Source organism: Phycisphaeraceae bacterium (assembly GCA_019636655.1).
Lineage (GTDB): Bacteria > Planctomycetota > Phycisphaerae > Phycisphaerales > UBA1924 > JAHBXB01.
The window spans coordinates 29,746-53,337 of sequence record JAHBXB010000003.1 but is presented as its reverse complement, the minus strand read 5'-3'; the positions used below and the strand labels follow the sequence as shown (position 1 = coordinate 53,337).

The 23,592-nt window shown below is 67.2% G+C and carries 11 protein-coding genes; 1 reads left to right on the top strand and 10 read right to left on the bottom strand.

Translation table 11 applies throughout. From position 1 onward, the window contains the following. Positions 1-8: 8 nt before the first annotated feature. Positions 9-986, bottom strand: a complete 978-nt coding sequence (locus tag KF745_10115; protein MBX3358773.1) for a hypothetical protein — start codon at positions 984-986, stop codon at positions 9-11. Positions 987-1,042: 56 nt separating this feature from the next. On the opposite strand from KF745_10115, the gene KF745_10110 reads away from it, so the two are divergent. After that, a complete protein-coding gene (locus KF745_10110; protein ID MBX3358772.1) occupies positions 1,043-2,032 on the top strand; it encodes a MoxR family ATPase in 990 nt (329 codons plus the stop codon). On the opposite strand, the gene KF745_10105 is transcribed toward KF745_10110, so the two are convergent. The 9 genes from KF745_10105 to KF745_10065 form a co-directional block, all read right to left on the bottom strand. Further along, the gene (locus tag KF745_10105; protein ID MBX3358771.1) at positions 2,004-2,879 is read right to left on the bottom strand and encodes a BtpA/SgcQ family protein; all 876 of its coding nucleotides are present in this window, start codon (positions 2,877-2,879) and stop codon (positions 2,004-2,006) included. The two genes, KF745_10110 and KF745_10105, sit on opposite strands and share 29 nt — an antisense overlap. 4 nt (positions 2,880-2,883) lie before the next feature. Next, positions 2,884-4,170, bottom strand: coding sequence for a 2-oxoglutarate dehydrogenase complex dihydrolipoyllysine-residue succinyltransferase (odhB, locus tag KF745_10100; GenBank protein ID MBX3358770.1), 1,287 nt, complete (start codon positions 4,168-4,170; stop codon positions 2,884-2,886). A 93-nt stretch (positions 4,171-4,263) separates the two neighbouring features. After that, on the bottom strand, positions 4,264-7,179 hold the full coding sequence (locus tag KF745_10095) for a 2-oxoglutarate dehydrogenase E1 component (protein MBX3358769.1): 2,916 nt from the start codon (positions 7,177-7,179) through the stop codon (positions 4,264-4,266). A gap of 162 nt (positions 7,180-7,341) precedes the next feature. After that, complete coding sequence (gene pstB / locus KF745_10090) at positions 7,342-8,103, bottom strand: phosphate ABC transporter ATP-binding protein (GenBank protein MBX3358768.1); 762 nt, start codon at positions 8,101-8,103, stop codon at positions 7,342-7,344. A 218-nt stretch (positions 8,104-8,321) separates the two neighbouring features. Continuing rightward, positions 8,322-9,182 (bottom strand): phosphate ABC transporter permease PstA, encoded by an 861-nt coding sequence (pstA, locus tag KF745_10085; protein ID MBX3358767.1) that lies wholly within the window; start codon positions 9,180-9,182, stop codon positions 8,322-8,324. A 6-nt stretch (positions 9,183-9,188) separates the two neighbouring features. Further along, positions 9,189-10,292, bottom strand: coding sequence for a phosphate ABC transporter permease subunit PstC (pstC, locus tag KF745_10080; GenBank protein MBX3358766.1), 1,104 nt, complete (start codon positions 10,290-10,292; stop codon positions 9,189-9,191). A gap of 54 nt (positions 10,293-10,346) precedes the next feature. Next, positions 10,347-11,411 (bottom strand): phosphate ABC transporter substrate-binding protein PstS, encoded by a 1,065-nt coding sequence (pstS, locus tag KF745_10075; protein ID MBX3358765.1) that lies wholly within the window; start codon positions 11,409-11,411, stop codon positions 10,347-10,349. 156 nt (positions 11,412-11,567) lie between these two features. Continuing rightward, on the bottom strand, positions 11,568-12,089 hold the full coding sequence (locus KF745_10070) for a hypothetical protein (GenBank protein MBX3358764.1): 522 nt from the start codon (positions 12,087-12,089) through the stop codon (positions 11,568-11,570). Continuing rightward, on the bottom strand, positions 12,089-23,542 hold the full coding sequence (locus KF745_10065; protein ID MBX3358763.1) for a hypothetical protein: 11,454 nt from the start codon (positions 23,540-23,542) through the stop codon (positions 12,089-12,091). The genes KF745_10070 and KF745_10065 overlap by 1 nt, the downstream gene beginning before the upstream one ends. Positions 23,543-23,592 lie beyond the last annotated feature (50 nt).

Sequence of the window (23,592 nt, the reverse complement as noted above, 5' to 3'; positions counted from 1 at the left end):
TGGACTGGTCAGATCGTGGCCGCCCCGCCCGGCGGCTCGGGCGCCCGCGGCTTGCCGCTGGCCAGCACGTCATGAATCGATGGTCCCGGCCGGATGATGGCCCTTCCCATGCGGACACAATCGACCAGAGCCCCGGCGAGACCGAGCGTCAGCAGCGAAGACCCCAGAACGATGAGAATGATGGCGAAGAGCCGCATCGTCTCGGCCACCGCGCCGGACCACGAGAGCGACAGGTATGCAACGACGTCGCCGCCCCCAGCCAGGAGCGCCGCGGCCGCGAGGGCGAACAGGGTCTGACGATCCACGCGGCCCGACCTCAACACCAGCGAACGGGCGACAAGGGCCCTCGCGTTCGGACGCAGACCCAGCGAGATCGCCGCGATCAGAACAGCCATCACGATGCGCCACACCAAACGGGACGGATCCGGCTGCCAGTTCGTCAGGTAACGGCCCGTCCTCGCGGAATCGACCTCGCACAGGGTAATGACAACCCACGCCAACGGGATGTACAGCGCCACGGCGAACGCGGCGGCCGCGATGTGCCGCCTCGCCAGCCCTCGGTGCGGACGAACGAAAGCGATCGCACCGATCCCGGAAAGGACCACGCACAACCCCATGAGCCCGGTGAGTTCGCTTGACTGGATCTCCAGGGCAGGCCGATCGATCGCACCGGCCAACAGCTGGCTCGCATGCGGGATCCAGCCGAGCAACGCAGCCAGCAGGGCCGATGCCGACCACATCACAAGGCCGATCGTCATCGCACGCGGCCAGGCGATCGGTTGCAGCTCAGTCGCGTGCGGGTCCACAACGGCCAGAATCGTCGCCCGTACCCCCGTCCCGCATTCGGGGCAGACCGAGCGGATCGATACCCCGCGCAGGTTGTACCCGCAGACGACACACGGCAAATCACCCCCAAGCTGGCTGCCCAGACTGGCTGCCAGGGGGCTGCCCGATCGCGGCTCAGATTCCCGGTCCGGGACCTCCATGCCCCTTAGAGTAACGGGACAGGGAACACGAAGTGGCCAGGAGCGAACAATCCAGCGTGCATACCTCCCCCCCAAACGTGAATGGAACCGGTTCGCGGGCCGGACTTGATGCCGCGGCCGGTCTTGTGGAGCGTCTGCGGGCCAACATCGCCCGGGTTTTTCTTGGGAACCCGCGTGCGGTTGACCGGCTGTTGTGCTGCCTGCTCGCACGCGGGCACGTGCTGATCGAGGATGTGCCCGGGGTCGGCAAGACACTTCTGGCCCATGCCCTGGCCCGGAGCATCAACTGCGGGTTCTCGCGGATCCAGTTGACCCCCGACATGCTGCCCGCCGACATCGTTGGCACGACCGTTCTCAGCCGGCAGACGCAGGCGTTCGAGTTCGTCCGCGGCCCCCTGTTCGCCAATATCGTGCTTGCGGACGAGATCAACCGGACTCCGCCGCGGACCCAGACCGCGCTTCTTGAGGCCATGAACGAAGGCTCGGTCACGGTCGACGGACGCACCCACCGGCTCGAGCCCCCGTTCATGGTGGTCGCCACTCAGAACCCCTCAGGATTCGACGGCACCTACCCGCTGCCTGAGAACCAGCTCGACCGGTTCCTCATGAGGCTCAGCCTCGGGTATCCCACCGCCGACGAGGAGGCGCGAGTGCTGGATCTGCGCCCCGCTGACCATGCGCTCGCCGGCCTCCTGCCCATCATGGACAGCCAGTCGGTCCTGGCGCTCCAAGTCGAAGTCGACCACGCGCGGCTGGATCGATCGCTGGCGGACTACATCGTGTCGCTCGCGGCCGAGACGCGGCGAAGCCCCGAACTCTCGCTTGGCATGTCCCCCAGGGGGTCGCTGGCCTTGGCGCAAGCAGCCCGTGCGACTGCGGTCCTCCACGGGCGCGATTATGTCATTCCGGACGACATCGTCGACAACATCATCCCCGTCTGCTCCCACCGCGTCATCGCGAGGGACACCATCTCCGGCTCGACCGATGATGGTCAGGTCTCGGCCGTGCTGCGCGAGATCACCGACGCCCTGCCCGTGCCGGGGTAGGCCGGCGGGGGCGGCAAGCCTTGACGGCGGCGACGACCGCAGCGGCGCGTCCGGGATCGATCGGGTTGGACCAGAGCCCGCCGCGCTTGATCGAAGATCCAACGATCAGCGCATCGGCATAGTCGAGCAGCGGCGCAACGGTCTCGGGCGTCACGCCGGAGCCGACGATGACAGGAATCGACGAGCCCTGACGGGCCTCCGCAACGTCTTCCAATGCGGTCGGCTCACCGGTGGAGGCGCCCGTCACGATCACGCCGTCGGCCCCGAAGAACTCGGCGGCCTTCGCGGTCTCGCCGATCGACACATCGCCGGTGATCGCGTGGGACGCGTGCTTCTTCTTGATATCGCAGAAGATCCGCACGTCGTCGGCGCCGATCGTGCGACGGTATCGAAGGAGCGGCCCCGCGACCGCTCGTTCATGTAGCCCTTCATCGGCGACGTGGGCGAACACGAAGTTCTCCGCACGGATGAACGAACCGCCGATCGCCAGGGCGATCGCCAGGGCCTCGCGATGCCCACCGCTGAGGACCTGGACGCCGATTGGCAGCCCCCGTCGACCGCTCGGTGCGCGGCGGGATGTCCCCCGGGCCCAGGCCTCTCGCACCCGCAGCCCGACGGCCGTCATCGCCGCGACGATCTCGGGCCCGTGGTCGGCGTGGACATACGGCCGATCGTGCATGTTCTCGATGATCAGTCCGTCGAATCCGGCCGCGGCCAAGAGCGAGGCCTCGTCGGCGGCGTTGGCCGCGAGGCGATCGATGGACAAGCCCGAACCGGGAGAGCCCGGCAGAGCCTGAACATGGACCATCCCAATCACCGGCTTGGCCGCGTTGAAGATGTCGTGCATGCGATCAGACTTCAAGCAGCAGCCGCTCGGGTTGTTCGATCGCGTTCTTGACCGTGACAAGGAACTGCACGGCCTCGGAACCGTCGATCAGCCGGTGGTCGTAGGAGAGCGCGAGGTACATCATCGGGCGGATCGCCACCTCGCCCGGCTTGGAGGGGTGCTCCACGGCGCGGCTCTTGATCGCGTGCATCCCGAGAATGCCGGACTGTGGCGGATTGAGGATCGGCGTCGACATCAGCGAACCGTAGATCCCGCCATTGGTGATGGTGAACGTCCCCCCCTGCAGGTCATCGAGCGAGAGCTTGCCGTCGCGGGCGCGGGTCGCAAGGTCCTTCACCCCCGACTCGATAGCCGCAAACGAGAGCGACTCGCACCCCCGCAGCACCGGCACGACGAGTCCCTTGGGAGTCCCGACCGCCACGGCGATGTCGCAGTAATCGTGGTACTCAACCTCCGCACCGCCGTCACCCTGAACGATGGACGCGTTGACCGCGGGGAACGCACGCAGCGCCTGCACCACCGCCTTGACAAAGAAGGGCATGAACCCCAGCCCGATGCCGTGCTTCTTCTCGAAGGCCTCTTTGTACTTCTTCCGGAGGTCCATCACGGCCGTCATGTCCACCTCGTTGAAGGTGGTGAGCATCGCCGCGGTGTGCTGGGCCTCGACAAGCCGCGCGGCGATCCGCTGCCGGAGCGGACTCATCCGCTCGCGGCGGGCCGACTTGGTGCCGGCGCCAGCCGTGGATGCCGGCGAGGGGGTGCCCGACGCCGCGCGGGCGTCGATGGGCGGTGCAGCAGCCGGGCTCGATTCCTTTGAGTCAATTGCCGCCATGACGTCCTGCTCGCGAATCCGACCGCCGGCGCCGGTGCCCTTGACCTTCGCCAGGTCCACGGCGTGCTGCTCGGCCACCTTACGGGCCAAGGGCGTCGCCCGAACCTCGGAGGCTGTCGCGACGGCCGGCTGTTGGGCGGGGGGAGCCGCGGGGGCCGGGGCGGGTTTCGCCGACGCCTCGACGGGGGCCGCGGCTGACTTCCCGTTCGCGGCCGGGGGCCGATCACTCTCGTCGATGCGCCCAACCACTGCGCCGACCGGAACCGTTTCGCCGACGCTTGCCAGCGGGGTCAGAGCTCCCGCGACCGGGGCTCGCACCTCCATGGTGATCTTGTCGGTCTCCAGCTCCATGACCGGATCGTCGCGGTTCACGTACTCACCGGGCTTCTTCAGCCAACTGGCGACAACGCCGGTGCGGACGGACTCGCCCATCTCGGGGATGATGATGTTGGTCGGCATGTGGTCTTGGGGGTCAGTGACCGACTGGAACGTGGTGCTCGTCGTCGGCGGAGTAATGGTCAGACTGTGAACGACCGAATGGCCCGCTGAGGATCACGCGCGGGAAGCCGTCTTCTTGGGTGCGGGTCCTACGGCGGCGGCCATGCCGTTGGCAGGATTCGGCTTGGTCCCCGGGGCCGGGAGAGGACCGATCGCTTCGGAGATCAGGTCCTCCTGCTGCTCCTTGTGCTTGTGCTTGGAGCCCACGGCGGGAGAGGCGCTCTCCTCTCGCCCGATGTACCCGAGATCGATCCCAAGGCGGGTGCGGAACACATCAAACATGGCGTGGAACGCCCCGATATTGCGTGGCTCCTCCTGGACCCAGGCGTGCTCCACAGCGTTGGGGTAGGAGGCGAGGATGGTCTTCGCAAGATCGGTGTGGAACGGGTACAACTGGTCAACGCGGACAACCGCGGTATCTGTCCGGCCCAGCGCCGCACGCCGCGCGGTGAGTTCGTGGCCGACCTTGCCGGAGCAGAGCAGCACCCGCTTGACCCCTCGCCGATCGGCCTTGCCGTCGAACGCGGGGTCGTCCACCAGCTCATGGAACGAGCCGTTGAGCAGTTCGCTCAGCGGGCTCGCGTACGCCTGGTCGCGGAGCATGCTCTTGGGCGTCATGACGACAAGCGGCTTGCGGAAGGCTTGTTTGAGGTGGCGGCGGAACATGTGGAAGAGCTGCGCCGCGCTGGCCGGGTAGACCACTTCCATGTTGTCGTTCGAGCAGAGCAGCAGGAAGCGCTCGAGCCGGGCCGACGAGTGCTCGGGGCCCGCGCCCTCGTAGCCGTGGGGAAGCAGCAGCACCAGGCCGGACCACCGCTCCCACTTCAGCTCGGCGGCAGCGAGGTACTGGTCGATGATGATCTGGGCGCCGTTGCAGAAGTCGCCGAACTGCGCCTCCCAGCACACCAGCATCCTCGGATCCGCCAGCGAGTACCCGTAGTCGAATGCCATGACCGCGAACTCGGAGAGCGGGCTGTCATAGACGCAGAGCTTGCCCTGGGTCAGCAGGCCGTCCTCGCCGGGCTTCCCGGCGTCATCCGGCCTGCCGGCCATCGGCCGCATGCTGTTGAGCGGCGTGAACGTCGCTCCGGACTTGCAGTCCCGCAGCACGGCGTGCCGGTGGCTGAAGGTGCCACGCCGGCTGTCCTGCCCGCTCACCCGTACCCCGTGCCCGTCGAGCAGCAGTGTCCCGAACGCGAGCGACTCCGCATCCGCGTACGAGACCATCCCGGCCGTGGGGATCGCGGCCCGCTCGTCGAGGAGCTTCTTGAGTTTCGGGTTCAGGTTGAAGCCATCGGGGACCCGCCCGAGCGCGGCGCAGACCTCCTTGATCGCGTCCATGCCGACGGCCGTCTTGACCGGAGCAAACGAGTACAGGCGGCTCACGCCGGCCCACCTCTTGGAACCAGGATCGATCACGGGCGCGGTCGGCTTGAGCTTGGTCGCGGCCTGGGCTTGCTCGAGAACCATGTCGATCCGCTTGGTGTTGGTCTCGATGTCGACCTGGGTGATCACGCCATCCGCGAGCAGACGCTCGGTGTACTCCGTGAGCACGCCCCGCTTCTGCTTGATCAGATCGGCCAGTATGGGCTGGGTAAACGAGGGCTCGTCGGTCTCGTTGTGGCCGTAGCGCCGGAAGCACCACATGTCGATGAAGACATCCTTGCGGAACCGCTGGCGGTACTCCGCGGCGATCTGGGCGCACGCTACGACCGCCTCCGGGTCCTCGCCGTTCACGTGGAAGACGGGCGCCTCGATGCTCAGCGCCAGGTCGGTGCAGTACCGGCTGGACCTGGCATCCTCGGGCCCGGTTGTGAACCCGATCAGGTTGTTCAAGACCGCGTGAATCGTTCCGCCCGTCGTGTAGCCCTCGAGCTGGGAGAAGTTCAGCACCTCCGCCACCACACCCTGGGCGATGACCGCGGCGTCGCCGTGGATGAGCAGCGGGATGACCCGCCGTCGCTCGGTATCGACCCGCAGGCGCTGCTTGGCCCGGCACCGCCCCTCGACCACGCCGTTGACGCTCTCGAGGTGGCTCGGGTTGCTCGCCATCGCGAGGTGGACGACCTTGCCGGTGCGCAGATGCCGCTCGCCGGAATAGCCACGGTGGTACTTCACATCGCCGCCGCCGTCGATGTCGCCCGAGTCGAAGTTGTCCTCAAACTCGGTAAAGATCTGCTCGTAGGTCTTGCCGAGCGTGTTGTTCAGCACGTTCAGACGGCCGCGGTGGGGCATCCCCATCACGACCTCCTCGACGCCCAGTTCGCCGCCCGCCTCGATCGCCCGGTCGAGCAGGACGATGAGCGACTCGCCGCCCTCCAGGCTGAACCGCTTCTCCGTGGGGTACCGCTTGCCGAGGAACTTCTCGAACATCTCGGCGCGGGTGAGTTGTTCGAGGATGTGCACCCGCTCGCCACGGGTCAGCGGGATCGTGCCGCCATCGCGCTCGAACCGCTCGATAAGCCACTGCCGCTCGGCCTGATCCGAGACGTGCATGAACTCGGCGCCGATGCTCCGGCAGTAGGTCTTCTCCAGGAAGGCGACCACGCCGCGGAGGGTCGACCCGGCCGGCAGCGGAAGCCCCGAGGCATCAACGGGCCGGTCAAGATCCTGCTCCCGCAGGTTGTGCTGGGCAAGTGAGATCCCGATGGGCCGCTCTCTGGTCCGCCCAAAGGGATCGAGCCTGGCACAGATGTGCGCACGCCGGCGGTAGGCGTCGATCAGGTTGGTGACCGCGTTCTGAAAGTGGAGCGTCGCCTCGGGGCGAGTCCCCGCTAACTCCGGCCCGGCCGCGCCGCCGGACGACCGGGCCATCGCCAGGTCAAACCCCTGGAAAAACGACCGAAGGTCCGCAGGAACGGACTCCGGATCGGCCTTGTACTGTTCGTATTGGGCTTCGAGAAATGCGCCGTTCCAACCGTTGATCGCGGGCGAAACTGGTCGCGGAGAGGTCGATGGGGCCGCACTCATCCGAATCCCTCGTCAGGGTCGAGTCTGCCTGGAGGCATGGTCACGGGTGCCTGGCGGCACCGTATCGCGATGATAGACCCATCGATCGGCATGTTCCGGACGCGGCGAGAGCGGTGTTCGTCTGCTCCGATCCAAACCACCCTCCGCCCGGCAATTGACGGCTCAGCCGAACCGGCCCGTGATGTACTGTTCAGTTTCTGGAAGGGATGGAGTCTGGAAGACGTGATCGGTCGGTCCAAACTCGACCAGCCGGCCGAGATACATGAACGCCGTGTAGTCGCTCACCCGCGCCGCCTGCTGCATGTTGTGCGTCACGATCAGGACGGTGTAGCGGGTGCTGATCTCGTCGATCAGTTCTTCGATCCGGAGGGTCGCGATCGGATCGAGCGCGGAACACGGCTCGTCCATCAGCAGCACCTCTGGTTCAGCGGCGATAGCCCTCGCGATGCACAGCCGCTGCTGCTGACCGCCCGACATCCCGAGCGCCGACTGGTGCAGCCGATCCTTCGCTTCATCCCAGAGCGCCGCGGCCCGGAGGCTCCGCTCGCACGCCTCCTCCAATACCCGCTTCCGCCGTTCACCGTGGATCCGCAGCCCGTACACGACGTTCTCGAAGATGGACATCGGGAACGGATTCGACTTCTGAAACACCATCCCCATCCGCCGCCGGAGATCGATGACATCAACCCCCGGGCCGTAGATGCCGCGGCCGCGAACGATGATGTCCCCCTCGGTTCGAACACCGTCGACGAGGTCGTTCAGCCGATTGACCGACCGGAGCAAGGTGGACTTGCCGCAGCCCGATGGTCCGATGAGCGCGGTGACGCGGCCGCGCGGCACGACGAGCCGAACCGAGTGCAGCGCCTTGTGCTGCCCGTAGTAGAGCGAAAAATCGCGAACCTCGAGTACCGGATCAACCGCCAGCACCTCCGGGTGTATAGCGGGCGAATGCGGCTGATCCGCTCGGATCGCCTCGAGGACTGAATAGGTCCGCCGCGAGGTGGCGGCTGCCGCATTCGAAAGATCGATCGTTGGACGCTCAGGGCGAGCCGGACGCCCGGGCTGAGCCGGCGTCCCTTCCCGGGCCGGGGGCGTCGCCGTGGACTCCCGCGGCGGCCGAATCGAGGGTTCGCCGATCCTGCTCACATCATTCTCCTTCGAACTGACCGGGCGGTGACGTAGCGGATCGACACGTTGAGCACGAACAGCATGGCAACAAGGACCAAAATACCGGCCCACGCGAGCTTCTTCTGTTCAGGGTATGGCCCTGTCGCGTAGGTATAGATCTGCACCGTCAACGAGGGGAACGGCCTGCTCGGATCCAGGGTATCCAGCCGGGTCCCGAGTGCGGTAAACAGCAGCGGTGCGGTCTCGCCGGCCACCCGCGCGAGAGCAAGCATGATCCCTGTCACGAGACTGCCGGTTCCCGCCGGCAGCACCACCTTCGCGATGGTCTGCGCCTTGTTGGCGCCCAGGGCATACGACGCGGCGCGGTAGCTGTCGGGCACGAGCCGCAGCATCTCTTCCGTAGTGCGGGCGACGATCGGGACCATGATAAAGGCGAGCGCCGCCGCTCCCGCCCATCCGCTGTAGCTCCCCATCGGGACAACGACCAACTCGTACCCCAGGATGCCGACGACGATGCTGGGCACCCCCGTCAGCACATCCGAGATGAACCGCACCGGCGGGACCAGCCACCGGTCGCTCGCGTACTCCGACAGGTAGATCCCCGCGCCCATCCCCATCGGCACCCCGACGACGGCGGCCATGCCGACCAGCACAAGCGTCCCGAGAACCGCGCTCTTCATGCCGCCCGGGTCCGCGACATCGCCCGACGGCACCTTCGTGAAGAAATCGAGTGTCAGCGCGCCGCCCCCGATCGAGACAAGGTACCCGACGACCAGCCCGAGCGTCACCACGATCGCCAGCGCGCACGCCGCGCACGCCGCGAACATCGCGTTGCTCGCGTTCCGACGGACGAGTTCCTTGACGGTATGGGCCATGGGGAGTCAGTGCGCGGCGGCGGTCCGCGCGGAGCCGCCGACCACAAACCAGCGGGCAACGATGTTCAGGATCAGCGACATGATCAAGAGGATGATCGCGATTTCGAGCAGCGCCGAGCGGTGCAGATCGCTCGCCTCGGCGAACTCGTTGGCGATCAGGCTGGACATGGTCTGAGCCGGGGCAAACAAGGACGCCGAAATCCGGTTGCTGTTGCCGATCACCATCGTCACGGCCATCGTCTCACCGGCAGCGCGGGCCAGGCCGAGCATGACGGCGCCGAACAACCCGCTCCGGCTGTACCGGAGCATGCCGGCGCTCGACTGCCACCACGTGGCCCCCATGGCGACCGTTCCCTCGATCTGGGCCTTGGGAACGGCCCGAAGCACATCCCGGGAGACCGCCGTGATGATGGGAAGGATCATGATCCCGAGGATCAGGCCGCCGCAGAGCATGTCGCGCCCCGTCAGCGGGATCTCGCGCTCAACCACCGTATTTCCGATGGTCACTGACTCGAAGAACAGCCAGTGAAACCCGGGCACGCCGCCGAGCACGCGGCGGATCGCCGGCTCCAAGTGCTGCTGCAGGAATGGAGCGAGGACAAACAGGCCCCAGATGCCGTACGCGATGCTCGGTATCGCCGCGAGGAACTCGACGAGGAACGAGAGAATCCCCGCGATTCTCAGGCGCGGCGCCACCCTCACCAGGAACAAGGCGGCCCCCAGGCTCAGTGGCACCGCAACAGCGATCGCCAGCAGCGAGCTGACGGCCGTGCCGACGATCACCGGGAGGGCGCCGAACGAAGGACGGACCACCTCTGTCACGACCTCGCCGTCCTCGATGACGGGCCGGCCGGCTTCATCCCGCAAGGGCCGCTCGATCTCGTTCGGCCGCCACTCGCTGGACACGATGAACGACCACCCGAACCTTCGGATGCTGGGGACTGAGTTCACTGTCAGCACGGCGATCAGGGCCACGAGCATGACGATGATCGCGACGCCGCATCCGCGTGCGAACGCGGTGAGCGCCGCATCCGCGGCGCGTAGGCGTCGGCGGCGTGCCGCGTCGGCCGGCGCCCCCGCCGCAACGCCATGGCTTGCACGCGGGGTCACGTCCTGGTCCTTCGCGGATTCGGCGGGGCGGTCAGCACGCCGAGTTGTGCTGGCTCAGCGATCCGCGGCATGCAGCGGCTGGCCCTGAAAGGTAATCGCCTTGATCGCCTTGCCGACCCGGTCCTGCACCGGCTTGGCCAATGGCGCGTAGTCCAGGTCCACTGCAAGAGCCTGCCCGTCGTGGGTCGCCCACCACAAGAACGAGACCAGCGCCTCCGCCTCGGAGGCTGTCTTCACCGTGCGGAGGTCCTTGTAGACGATGATGTACGTAAACGCCGCGGCGGGGTACGCCGCCTCGATCGGCTGGTTCCAAAGATCGGCGGCCAGGACCGTCCCAGTCAACCCCTCGGCCACACCGGCCCCCGCGGCGGAGACGCTCTCGGGAGTGGCCCGAACAAACCGGCCAGCCGTGTTCTTGATGGAGCCAAATGCGATCTTGTTTGCCGTCGCATAGTTCAGCTCGATGTACCCGAGCGAACCCGGCGTCTGCTGCACGATCGCCGAGACCCCCTCGTTCCCCTTCCCGCCCTGGCCGATCGGCCAAGCGACCTGCTTGCCGGTTCCCACGCCGCCCTTGAATGTCTCACTCTGGGTCGCCAGGTAGTTCGTCCAGACAAAGGTGGTGCCGCTGCCGTCAGATCGCCACGCCGGCGTGATGGCCAAGTCCGGAAGCGTGATTCCCTTGTTGATCTCAGCGAGCCTGGGGTCGTTCCAGTTGGAGATCTTCCCCATGAAGACGTCCGCGAGAATCTCGCCCGTGAACTTCACCTCGCCGGTCACCCCGGGGAGGTTGTACGCGGGAACAACCGCGCCGGCGCACGTGGGGATCTGTACAACATCGTCAGCGCCGCCAAGAGCGGCGAGTTCCTTCTTGTTCAGCGGGGCATCCGAACCGGCGAACTGAACCGTCTTTTCCGTGATCGCCTTGACGCCACCACCCGATCCGATCGATTGGTAGTCGATCCGGACATCCGGGTGCGACTTCTGGAACTCGCTGACCCATCGTTGGTACAGCGGATTCGGAAATGTCGCGCCCGCGCCCTGGAGCCGCACATCGAGCCCCACGATCGCCGAGGCCGATGCGAGAATGGCGGCTGCGCCCGAGAGCAGTGAGATCATCGAAGTGCTCCTCATCCACGGCCGCCGAAGCGACCCATCCATTATACTAACACCTGCCCCGAGTCGGTACCGAGGGCCACGACAGCAGGGTCCCGGGGCGGAGGAAGATCCACCACCGACAGAATGTCAAGTTTGCGCTAAGAGCCGTGGACGACTCTACCGCGCCCGCCCCACGACAACGCTGGTGCCGGCCCTGGGAGCCACGGGCTTCTGCCCATCTTGGGTAAAGGTGACCTGCAGCACGGCCTCATCCACGGGCAGATGGTCAGACCCGACGTCGAGCAGGTTCAGTTCAAACGCGTACCCGGGTCCGACCATGAACCGGCGCTGCGCCCCAGCGGTCTTCTGCTCGTCGAATCGCCACGTCGCGAGGACACGGTCCTTCTGGTCCAGCATCCGAAACTCGAACTGCCCCGTCACCGCGATGGGTGGGATGTACCGGCGATCAAACAGGTAGACCGTCACCGGCGTGAGGTCGTAGTACCCGTTTCGATCCGAGTCTTCCGGGATCGTTGGGACTGTCATGACGATGCGGTCAACGATCAGCCCGGAGGGCTGCGGCGGGAGATCCCTTGGCGGGCGCGGCGGCTCGGGGCCGTCCGCCACGCATCCCGACAGGACGCCAGCGGCCACGATGCCGACGCTTCCCCATGCGCTCACGCGGCGTCTGGCTCGCATCAGCGTTCCCCCGATCCCGAAGCACTGTTGGGATCTGGTGGGGCGTAGGGGCTGTGGCGAGGCGCCGTCCGGATGGGCGGCGCACTCCCACCACCTGATGGCCTGGCCTCGATCGGCGGGAGCCACAACTCCTGGGCGCCGCTCTCGTCGCTTGGCCACGGCGTCGGCTCGCCGCGAGGATCCTGCACCTGAGGCGGGAGCGACTCGAGCACCCGCTCGGCCCCGGTGGTCTTCTTGATTTCGTCGAGCGTCATCTGGCGAAGGATCTCGCCGGCCCTTGGCGTGCCGGAGCGGATAACCCGCGGCGTCAGGATCACCAGCAGCTCGTTCTTCTCGTGGATGAAATTCGTCGACTTGAACACATCGCCGACGATCGGAATGTCCCCGAGCACGGGGATCTTCGTGCGACGCTCATCGTCCCGCGACTGGATCAGGCCTCCGATGACGATCGTCTCCCCGTCCCGAACGGACACGTTGGTCTCGACCTTACGTGTATCGATGACCGGCGCCTGGAACTCCTCGCTGATCTGCGTCGTCCGCGAACTCAAACGCGAGATCTCCGGCTGGACCTCCATGCTCACAAACCCGTCGGCGCTGATCGATGGCGTGACATTAAGGATGATGCCGATGTCGCGACGCTCCACATCCGCCCGGGTATTCCCGGTCTGGCTGAGCACCTCGACGCCATTGGCCAGCGCGACGTTCTCGCCCACCTGGATCCGGGCCCGCTCGTTGTTCTTGACCAGGATCTGCGGCCGGCTGAGCACCTCGAGCCGCCCCTGCACCTCCAAGGCACGGATCAACAGTTCAAAGTCAACCGACGACACCGCGAGATTGGGAACTCCCAGCGCAGACGCCACACCGGTCCCGGCCGCGAGCGACGCGATCTTGTAGCCCTCGCCGCCAAAGGGGCCGACCGAGAAGTCCACTCCCCACTGGCTCGCCGTATCGAGCGACACCTCCGCGAGCAGCACCTGGATCATCACCTGCGGCGGCGTCGAATCCAGCTCTCGCACGATCGCGTCGATCGCCTCGCGGTACCGGGGTGAGACCCCGACAATCAGGCGGTTGCTCTTCTCGTCACCCTGGACGGTGACCTCCCGCTCCAGAAGGCGGATCAGCGAGCCGGCCCGGTCGGAACCGAGCGTCTGCCGCAGCGTGTCGGCCTCACCCTTGAAGTAGTCCCGCAGGGTACGGGCGATGTCGACCGCGCGGGTGTTCCTCAGCGGGTAGACGAGTTGCTCGCGCTCGCTGGCTTCCACCGAATCGAGCTCGTTGACCACCTGCCTGACCTTTTCCAGGTACTCGACCGTGGCCGAAACGAGCAGGCTGTTGGTTCGGGCATCGATGGTGATGGCCAGTTGCTGGCGCTCATCCGACGACGGATAGAGGTTCGAGGCCACGACACCCGAGGGAGGGCCGAACGACGGCCCCTCCTGCTCGGGCTCCTGCTCCCGGCTCGGCACGAGCACAAGCGTGTTGCCCTGCTGCCGTAGGTTGAAAAGATCGCGGAGCACCTCCGCCATCGCCCTCGAATCCGCATTCTTGAGCCGGAAGATCTCGATCGTCCGCTCGCCCGCCGACGTGGTATCAAGGTCGGCGATCAGTTGCTCGATCAGCAGCATCAACCTCGTCGGCGCAACGATCACGACCGAGTTGGTCCGCGGTTCCGGCGTGAGCGTGATCTGTTCCTGGATCGCGCCCGATATCTCTGCCTCGGTCGGCGGCCTGCCGGTCTTGTCCTTGATGTTCGTCGCCTCGGCCTGCTGCATGAACCGCAGCAACTGAGCCTGCCGGGACCCGACAGCCCGTCCTCCGGCGATCGGGCGCCCGGCCAGGATGTTCTGGAGCAGGCGAGCGGCGTCGGCCGCATCAGCCCGTCTCAGCTCGATCCGCTTAATCTCCGTGACCGCGGCGACGGGTGTTGCCTCAAGCCTCGCCACGAGGTCCCGGACCGCGGCGACGTCCTCCGGAGTACCCCGGATTACGAGGGCGTTCAGCCTCGCATCGGCGGAGATCTTGACCGCATCAGCGCCCCGCTTGGCGTTCTGCTTGTCGACGTACAACTCACGCACGGCCGCGGCGAGATCGTCCGCACGGGCCGAGTGGGCCGAGACAACGTCAACGGTCTCCGACGCGGCGAGCGCCCGGGCATCGCTCACAAGGACCTTCACCAGATCCTTGACCATCTGCAGGTTCTCGTCCGTCGCCACCACGATCAGCGAGTGTGTCGACGCCTCCGCCGTAACGGAGAACGTATCGCTCGGTGACCGGACCTGCCCGCCGCGGGTTGCCGAATCGATCCGGTCGCGCATGAGCCGCTCGATCTTCGGCGCCAGTTCCACGACGTTGCCATCGGGCACCGGAACCACGCTTAGACCGACCGTCGGGGACATCGGCTGTCCGTCGAGTTGCTGCATCAACTTCTCGACGATGATGAAACTCCGCGGGCTCGTGCTGACAACCAGCGAGTTGGTCCGCGGATCGGGCGAGATCACAAGGTCGTCCTCTTTGCGGATCGTCCCGGCCGCCGCCTGCTGACGAAACACATCCCTGAGCACGCCGGACACGCGGTCGGCCGCCGCGAAGCGGAGCGGATAGATCCGGACCGAGTTCTCCGCCGCCGCCGCGGGCACGTCGAGCATCTTGGCGAGTTCGGCAACCGCCCTCACATTCGCCGTGCTTCCCAGGACGATCAGCGCGTTCAGCTGCTCTTCGGGCTGGATGACAAGGCTCGACATCGGGGCGAAGATGTCCGTTTCCAGACGGCCATCGGCGCCCGCCGGCGCCGCATCCGGTCCCTGCGGCCGACCGCCCTGGATAGCCACCCGGATCCTCGCCACCTGCCGCTGCAGCGCGGTCGCTTCCGGGGAGTCCTTCACGCCATCAACCAGCACCGAGCGGAGGTCCCTGGCGAGCTTGGTCGCGTCCGCGTGCCGGAGCGGGATCACCACAGGCTCGATCCACGATGCGGCCCGGTCGCTGTCGAGCTGCTTCACCATGATCTCAACGAGCGCCACGGCCTCCTCGCGGCCCGCCACCACCAGCGCGTTGGTCCTGTCATCGACGGACACCGCGACCTGACCCGCCAGTGCCCGCCCGACCTCGGTGGTGGGCTCGCCGCGGATGTTCGTCGCCGGCGTCTGCCTGAGCCGATCCCCCTGGGCAAAGAGCTCCCGAATGACACCCTGCAGCCGGGTCGCCGACGCATTCTGGAGAGGGAAGAAGCGAACAACCACCGCCTCGCCGACCGGGAGCCGATCAAGGAGCTTGACGAGGTCCGTGAGCGCGCCCACATTGCCCTGGGCCGATACGATGACGATCGAGTTGGTCTGCGTCTCGCCGATGATGCGGATCGGTTTGCTCAGGTCCAGGGCGAGATTCGGCTCCGCCACGCCGTCCCGGTGGATGCTCAGCCGACGCACCTGCTCAACAAGCGCCGCGGCGGGCGAACTCGCCGAATCCGGCGTCCCTCTGGCCTTGATCAGATTCTCCATGGCCGCTGCAATCGCGGGCGCCTGGCCCGTCTTTAACCGAACGATCGCCACATGCTGCTCGGCGAATGCGGGGGCGGCGTCGAGCGTCCGAACCAGCATGGCCACCGCCTGCCCATCCTGCGGGGAGGCGACAACCGCCAGGGCCCTCCGGCTGGCCAGAGGAACGATGGTGACCGGTTCGCCAACGACCCCGGGACGATCCTGGGGCTGCGGCCGCGTGAGCCCGAGATCCTCCAACTGCTTACGGATCTGCTCCGGCGAGTTGTTCTCGACGTCGATAATGAAGATGGTCTGCCCGAGCCCCGGCACCGCGTTCGCATTTCCCTTGTCGTCCTTGAATGCCGGCGCGGCGTCGAGTTCCTCGACAACGGCGCGGATCTGTTCGTAGACCTTCTCGCTGCTGGCGACAACAAGGGCGTTGGCCGTGCGGTCGACATCCAGCGCCAGCGCCTCGCCCCCCTCCTTCGCCACGGCCGCGAACGTGTTCCGGACGGTCAGCATAACCCGACCGGCGGGGATGTTGGCGAGCCTGAGCACCCGCACCGACGTCCGGCTCCGATCCCCCTCCTGCTGCAGCGAATCCGTGAGCACCTTGATGCGCGCAAACTGCGACTCGTCCGCCCGCACGATGAGCGTGTTGCTCCGGTCCTCACCCGTAATGACCACCGACCGCAACCCCCGCTGCGAAGCAGGTCCGGAGGGAAGGCTGTCGGTGTACATCTGCCTCAGCGCGTTGGCGATCTGCGTTGCCGGTCCGATGCGCAGGGGAATCACCCTCGCCTCGGGAAGGCTCGAGAACTCGGGCACATCGAGCTGGGTCGCTACCGCACGGATGCGCTCGACCAGCGGCGGTACCGCGGAGATGATGAGCGAGTTGGTCAGCCGCTCGGCGACGACGCTCACCGACTCCTCCGGCTGGATCAGCACGCTCGGCGCCTCCCGGCCCCCATTGAGCCGCGGGATCGCGCCAAGCACGCCGCCCTGGAATCTCTGCAGCGCGAGCCGCTGCCGCTCCACCTCGGCCCGCAGCGGGGCCGAAAACGCCTCGCTGAGCGTCTGCGCCAGGCTGACCGCGTCGGCATGCCGAAGCGAGATGATCTCAAGCCGCCGCGACTGGTCGTACGCCTCGTTGTCAAGCTTCTCGAGCAGAGCACGGACCGCGGGCCACTCGCCCTGGTCCGCCGCAATGACCAGGCTCTTGCTGAGCGGATTCGCGATGATCGTGACGTTCCTCGCCGCGGGCGAGGCGGCCTCCGGGGCGCTCTTCCCGAAGAACACGTCCAGGGCGGTCGCGGTGGCTCTGGCATCCGCGAACTTCAGGGGCACGAACTCCATCGTCCTGGTGTTCGCGCTCGGGACATCGAGCTGGTCGAGGATCTTGCGGATCTCCTCCTGCTGGTCCACCGTAGCGGAGATCAGGAGCGTGTTGTCCTTGCTCGACGACGAGATCACCGGCGCCGGGTCCGTCGGCCCGGCGGGGCGGGAGACGAGCGAACGGACAACCTGCGCCAGTTCGTACGCATCCGCGTTCTCGAGCTTGATGCGCCGAAACTCGACGGCGCTGCGTGCGGGCTGCGCATCGAGCTTCTCGATCTGCTCCATGACGATCTTGATCGCCTCCTGCGACCCGGTGAGGAGCAGCGAGTTCGTCCGACGGACCGGCGTCACCGCCACCTTCACCTGCGGCGGCAGCGCCCTCCTGATCGCTTCGGCCACGTCCTCGGCCTTTGCCGACCCCAGCGTCACGGTCACAAACTGTGAGTTATCCGGCGTCGGCGGCGCATCGAGCTGGGCAATGAGCGCCGACACCTTCTCGAACAGCTCGGACGGCGACGACACCACGACCGAGTTCGTGCTCGCCTGCGGCGTGACGATGACCAGCCCCTCGCGCGACGACATGGACCGCGGGAACTGCTGCTGCAACGCGGTCGCCAACTCCCTCGCATCAGCGTTCTTGAGCTGGAACAGCTCCCGCCGGGTGTTCTCCCCCTCGTCGGGCTGGTCCATCTGCGCCAGCACCTGCTTGACGATGCCCATCTCCTCGCCCGGCGCCGACACGACCAGGACATTGCCGTCGCGCGAACCGATCAGCGACACCCTCGCATCATTCTGTCCCTGGCTGCGCGATCGCTCCCTGAAGAATCGCTCGAGGCTTGCCGCGATCTGGTCCGCCCTGGCAAACTTCAGCGAGATGGTCTCGATGGCCTGGTCCGGCGCGGTCGCCGCGGAATCCAGTTGCTTCGCGTACTGCTCCGCCTGATCAAGCCGGTCCGCCCGCCCGATCAGCACGACGGCACGAGAACGGGGATCCACCTCGGCACGGACCGCATCGGGGTCCGGCCCCCGCCACCGCGGCCAACTCGGCGTCGTCGTCACGCTCTGGATCGCCTGCGCCACCGTGCGCGGATCGGCGTTCGCGACACGGATCGCGCGGATCGCCAGCGCCGCCTCCGCGGCCCGCGGCTGGTCGAGCGCCCGCACCACCCGCTCCACCGTCTCCAGCGCCTCTCCGCTCCCCATCGCCACCACGCTGTTGGACCGCTCATCCACCTCGACCATGAGCGAGTCCCGCTGCTGGCCCGCGGCCCCGTCGAGAAGCCGCATCGCGGCCTGCCAGACCATGCTGTCGATCGTCTGCCGAAGCTCCGAAGCGCGGGCGTTCGCCAGCGGGATCACCTTGATCTGCAGCTCCCGCGACGTCGCCGCGTCGAACTGCTTGACCAGCCCGTCAACCTGGGCAAAGTCCTCGTCCGACGCCGACACCACGAGCGTGCCGCTCCGCCGATCTCCCACGACCGCGACCTGGCGCTGCCTCGCCCGCTGCCCGGGCCGGCTCATCGCGCGGGCGCGTTCGTCGAAAAACTGCTGCAGCGACTGGGCCACCAGCGCCGCATCCGCACGATTCAGCGTGATGGACCGGATCGGAAGCCCCGCCGTCTCCGCCTTATCCATCTCCGCGATAACGCCCTTGGCCTGCTCGATCTGATCCGGCTCCGCCCGGATCACGAGCATGTTCGAGTCGTCCGCGGCTGTGATCTGGACACGCTCCTTCTTCGCGGGATCTCTCCCGATCAGGACGCTCTCGATCACCTGCCGCACGGCCGTCGGCCTCGCCACCTGGAGCGGCAGGATCGCCACCCGCGTCCCATCGTCGGCCATCGGTGTATCAAGGGAGACCAGCAGACGCTCGGCCTCCGCGAACTGTGCATCGGTGCCGGCGACCAGCAACGAGTTCGTCCTCGTGTCTGCCAGGAACACCGCCCTTGGCGTTTCCGCGGCGGAGCCCCCCTGCCTCGCTCCGTCGAACGCACGCTGCAGCGTTGTCGCGGTCACTTCCGCCGTCGCGTTCTTCAGTTCGAACCGCCGGATCGCTGCGCGCGAAGCAACCGGTGATTGATCGATGATCGAGATGAACCGATCCAGCAGGACCATCGCCTCCTGCGGCGCGGCGACGATCAGCGCACTCCCGCCCGGATCGGCGGTCATCCGCACCGACGCCGGATCGATGATCCCCGACACCGGCTTCCCGTCCGGCGTCTCCATCTTCAGGTCGAGCGATCGAAGCCGCCGCGCCTGCGACCCCCGCGGCTCTGCGCTCAGGAGGTCGCTCGCAGCGCGAAGAGCCCGCTGCGCGGTGACATTCGACAGCGAGTACACCTTGACGGTCAGGCTCGCCGACGGACCGGGCCTCGACACCGCCGCGATCAACTCCCGCAGCACCGCGAAGTCGGTTTCGTTCGAAGTGACGATCAACGCCCCGCCGGCGGGATCCGCCTCGGCGGACACCCTGCCCGAAAACCCGCCGGGATTCGCTGCACTTGAGCTCCCGATCTGCGACACCACCGAACCCACGAGCCGCGCCACGCTGGTCGCATCCACCCCCTCCGGCAGCGTGATGACCCGCACCTTCCCGGGCTCGCCCGGCATCTGCCGCTCGAGCTGCTGAGCCAGCGCAAGCACGCGGTTCGCCGTCCTCGACGCCCCAACCACGATGAGGGAGTTGGTCGCCGCATCAACCGCGATCGTCACGGTCCCTTCCGCCGGTTCGTCGTCCAGCTCGGAACCCTCGGCCAACGCCCATGGCATCACCGCAGGACCGGGCCCCGGGTGCCCGAGCGCCGCCGCGGCGAGCATCTGGGAGATTCCCGCGGCCGGATTCGCTGGCCACAGCAGGCTTCGTCCCTTGCCCGAGCCGCCCTCGACCGGCCTCTCAGAGCCGCCTCGTTTCAGGAGTTCTTCAGCGGAAATGACCTCGACCTTCATCCCCCCCCGCTGCTCCAGCAGCCGCTGCAAGGTCTCGGCGATGAGCCTGGCGTCGGCCTTGGACTTGTCGATCGGGATGAGCCGCAACTCGCGGCTCGAGTTGGCCGTCGCCTGCTCGATCTTCTCGATGACGGGCGTGATCGTCGCCATCTGGGCCTGGCTCGCCCGCACGATCAGCAGGTTGCTCTCGGCATCAACGCGGATGCTCGGCTTCGGCTCGTTCCCGGTCTCCTCCGCGAAGATGGCCTGCAGGTTCGCGGCGACGGCCGCCGCATCCGCGCTCTCGATCGAGATCACACGAACCGGTCTCGCGAGATCCGCACTCTCCGGCTCCACATCGAGATCCGCCACCACCTGCCCCGCCAGTTCGATGACCCCGGCCGGGCCGGTGATCACCACGGTGTTCAGACGCCGATCGGCAACCACTCGCACCGGAGCCAGCTCTCCTTTGGTCGTGCGCAGGTAGTCCAGTTTCTGCCACTGCGGCAACTGGTCGACAAGGCTCGGCCTGGCGAGCAACTGCTCCACCATCGGCGCCACCGACTCGGCCCGCGCGTGCTTGAGCGGGATTGTGCGGACGTCGATCGCGTCCTGCGTCGCTGGCTTGACATCGAGCGAACTGATCAGCGATTCGATCTGCTTCAGGTCCCCCTCAACACCGGACAGAACCAGCGACCGAGACTCATCACCGCTGCCCACCGGGGTCACCGACACGCGTCCGCCCGATGGCAGATCCATGGACGGCAACGCGGCATTGATCGCCGCGGCGGCCTGCTGCGCATTCGCGTGGCTGAGCGGGATCACCCGGACCACCGAGCGGCCTGTCGCAGCCGCCGGTGTGTCCAGTGACTTAATTAACTCACCCGCAACCTGCTGGATCGACTCCGGGGCCGAAATGATCATCGCGTTCGTCGTGGCGTCCGATGCCACATCGAGGAGCGCCGCGGGATCCGCGACCACTCCATCCTTCGCCTGCCATTCGCGAAGCCTCGCCGCGAGCAGCCGCGACAGCAGCGGCTGCAGCCGCTCGGCCCGCGCGTGCTGCAGCGAATACATCTTGAGCCCCGTCGGCGGCTGGGCCGGCGGGGCGTCCAGCTCCTTGAGGACCCGCTCGACCTCGGCGAATATCGGCGACGGCCCGCTGACAATCAGCGCCCGGCTGATCGGTTCGGTCGTGATGGTGATCGCCGCGCCAACCCCGGATGCGGCGCCGGTCGCCCCCTTCAACAGGCTGTTGCTCGCCGCGAGACTCCGCAGCGTCGACGCCACCGCATCCAACTGCGCCCGCTGGACCCGGTACGTGCGCAGCTCCACGTTCTCCGGCAGCTTCTGCTGGTCAAGCTGCTTCACCAGCTGCTCGAAGCCCGCCAGACGCGCCGACGGCGCATCGACGATCAGTGAGTTGGTCAGACGATCCGCCCGCACAACCACCTCCCGCGGCGGCTGCAGATCGGGCCGGGGCTGACGGGTCCGCGGATCCAGCGGCATCGGCGGCTGCGGGTACATCTGATCGAGCGTCCGCGCCAACTCTTCGGCCGGTGCCACTTTGAGCGGGAAGATCCGGATCTCGCGGCCAGAAGAGTCCAGCTTGGCGTCGTTGAGCTGGCCGACGATCCCTTCGATCTCCGGAAACAGGCCGGCGTGCGCCGAAACCAGCAGCGTGTTGGTCGCCGCGTCCGCCTGGATGTCCACCGGGAACTTCACCCGCTGCTCGGGCGGACGCTGCTGGTAGGTCTGGTTGAGGACCTGCGCCATCGCGGCGGCATCCGTGCTCGTCAGCCGCAGCACACGGAGCGGAGGCCGCTCCCCCGCCTGCTGGGCGTCGAGCGTACGAACGAGCTGCTCAACGATCGTCATCTGCTCCGGGCGTGCCGAGACCACCAGCGAGTTGGTCTGCTCGACAGATTCCAGCTCGGGCACGACGCCGCCATCGCCGGTGAACAGGCTGCTCGACTTGACGAGGTCGCGGAGCGTCGCCGCCAGTTCCTCGGCCTTGGCGTATCGAAGCTCCATCAGCCGTGTCTCGCGGTCAATCCGAGCCCCCGACTCCACGGTCTGGAGCACCTCGGCGAATGCCGCGATCGCCTCCCTCGATCCGACCACCGTCACCGTGCGGCTCGCCGCATCGAGCGACGCCGCGACCGGCTCCCGCTTCGCCACCGTCGTCTGGCCGAACAACTCGACGGCCCGGCTCAGCACCTCCGCCGGCCGCTGTGCGCTAAGCCGGAGCAGCCGCACCTCCCGGTCCAGGCTCGGCGCGGTATCAAGCCCCGAGACGATTGCCTCCAGTTGCCGCACATCCTCCGTCGGACCGCTGACAATTAACCCCTTTCCATCGGGGCTGGCCGCATACCGCAGCATGACCCGCTGCCGTCCGACCAGCAGCCGCTCGAGCACCCCCATCGCCGCCTGCGGCGTCACGTGGCTCAGGTGCACCACCGCGGCCCGCGTCTCGGGTGTCGCCGCCGGCTTCCCAACGCCGAGCGTCGGCTGGGCGCCAGGGTCCAACTCGCCGATGACCGCCGCGGCCTGCGCCAGCTGGGCCGACGTCCCGACCACTGCGAGCTTCCCCTGCTGGTCCATCGGCAGCAGCGTCGGACGCTCCGCAGCGTCCACCTTCGCAAACAGCGCCCCGAGGCTCTTCGCGGCCTCATCGGGCGACGTCCCCGCCAGCACAAACGTCATCACCTCGCGCGAGTCTCCCGCCCCCTCCGGCCGGTCGAGCATCGCGATCAACTGCTTGACGGTATCGAGCCTCGCCTTGGGTCCGACCGCAACGATCGAGTTGGTCCGATCGTCAGGCTGCAGGTTGAGGCCCGGCGTGGAATCGTCGTTGACCTTGCGCTGCTGCCCGTCCTTGTCGATGATGATCGTCGACCGCTTCTCCGACACCAGTCCCTTGAGCGCGTTGAACACCGCCGCCGCCTTCGCGTGCTCCAGAGTGAACAACTGCACCTGCATGTCCGACGGCGCCTCGGCATCGAGATCGTTGATGACCGATCGCAGCCGCCGGCACTGCGCCGCCGTGTCGACCAGGATCACCGCGTTCTGCTGCGGCAGGGGCGTGATCGCACCGATCGGGCTCACCAGCGACTTGAGCTGCTCGGCAAGCGGCGCGGCCTGCGCGTTGTGGAGCGGCACCACCACCGTCACGATCTGCGCCGCGGCGACATCACCGGGGACCTGGTCCAGGAACTTCGGACCAAGCGCCCGCATGTTCTCCAGCTTGGTCAGCAGCAGGAAGTTCTCCTCTCGCCGGAGCTGCACCCCGTGCATGAACAGCATCCGGTTGAGCACGTCGATCGCTTCCTCGAGCGAAAAGTCCGAGGCGCTGATGAACGTCACCGGAGTCTTCGGCAGCTCCGTCTCCCGGATCACCGGCAGCCCCGTCTGCCGGGCCACGAAGTCCATGATCTGCTCGTACGGCGTGTCCTTGAAGTTGAACCGCAGCGTCACGTCCTTCACGGCCGGCGCTTTGGGCGGTTCCGCCGTCTCGCCGGACTCGACCGCCGCTGTGGCGGGCTCCGCACGCGGCGGCTGCCCGTGAGACTCCACCCCCCGGTCCACCGGAGCCACCGGCGGCAACTCCGCCCGATCATGCCATCCCCATGCCGAGATAGGCAGGCCGACCGCCACCAGCAGGGCCGCCGGACCAGAGAAACGCGTTCGCTTGGGCTGTCGTTGCCGATCCACTGCTGCACCTCCGTGACGGGGAACACAGCGTCGCTCCGGACGCACCCCAA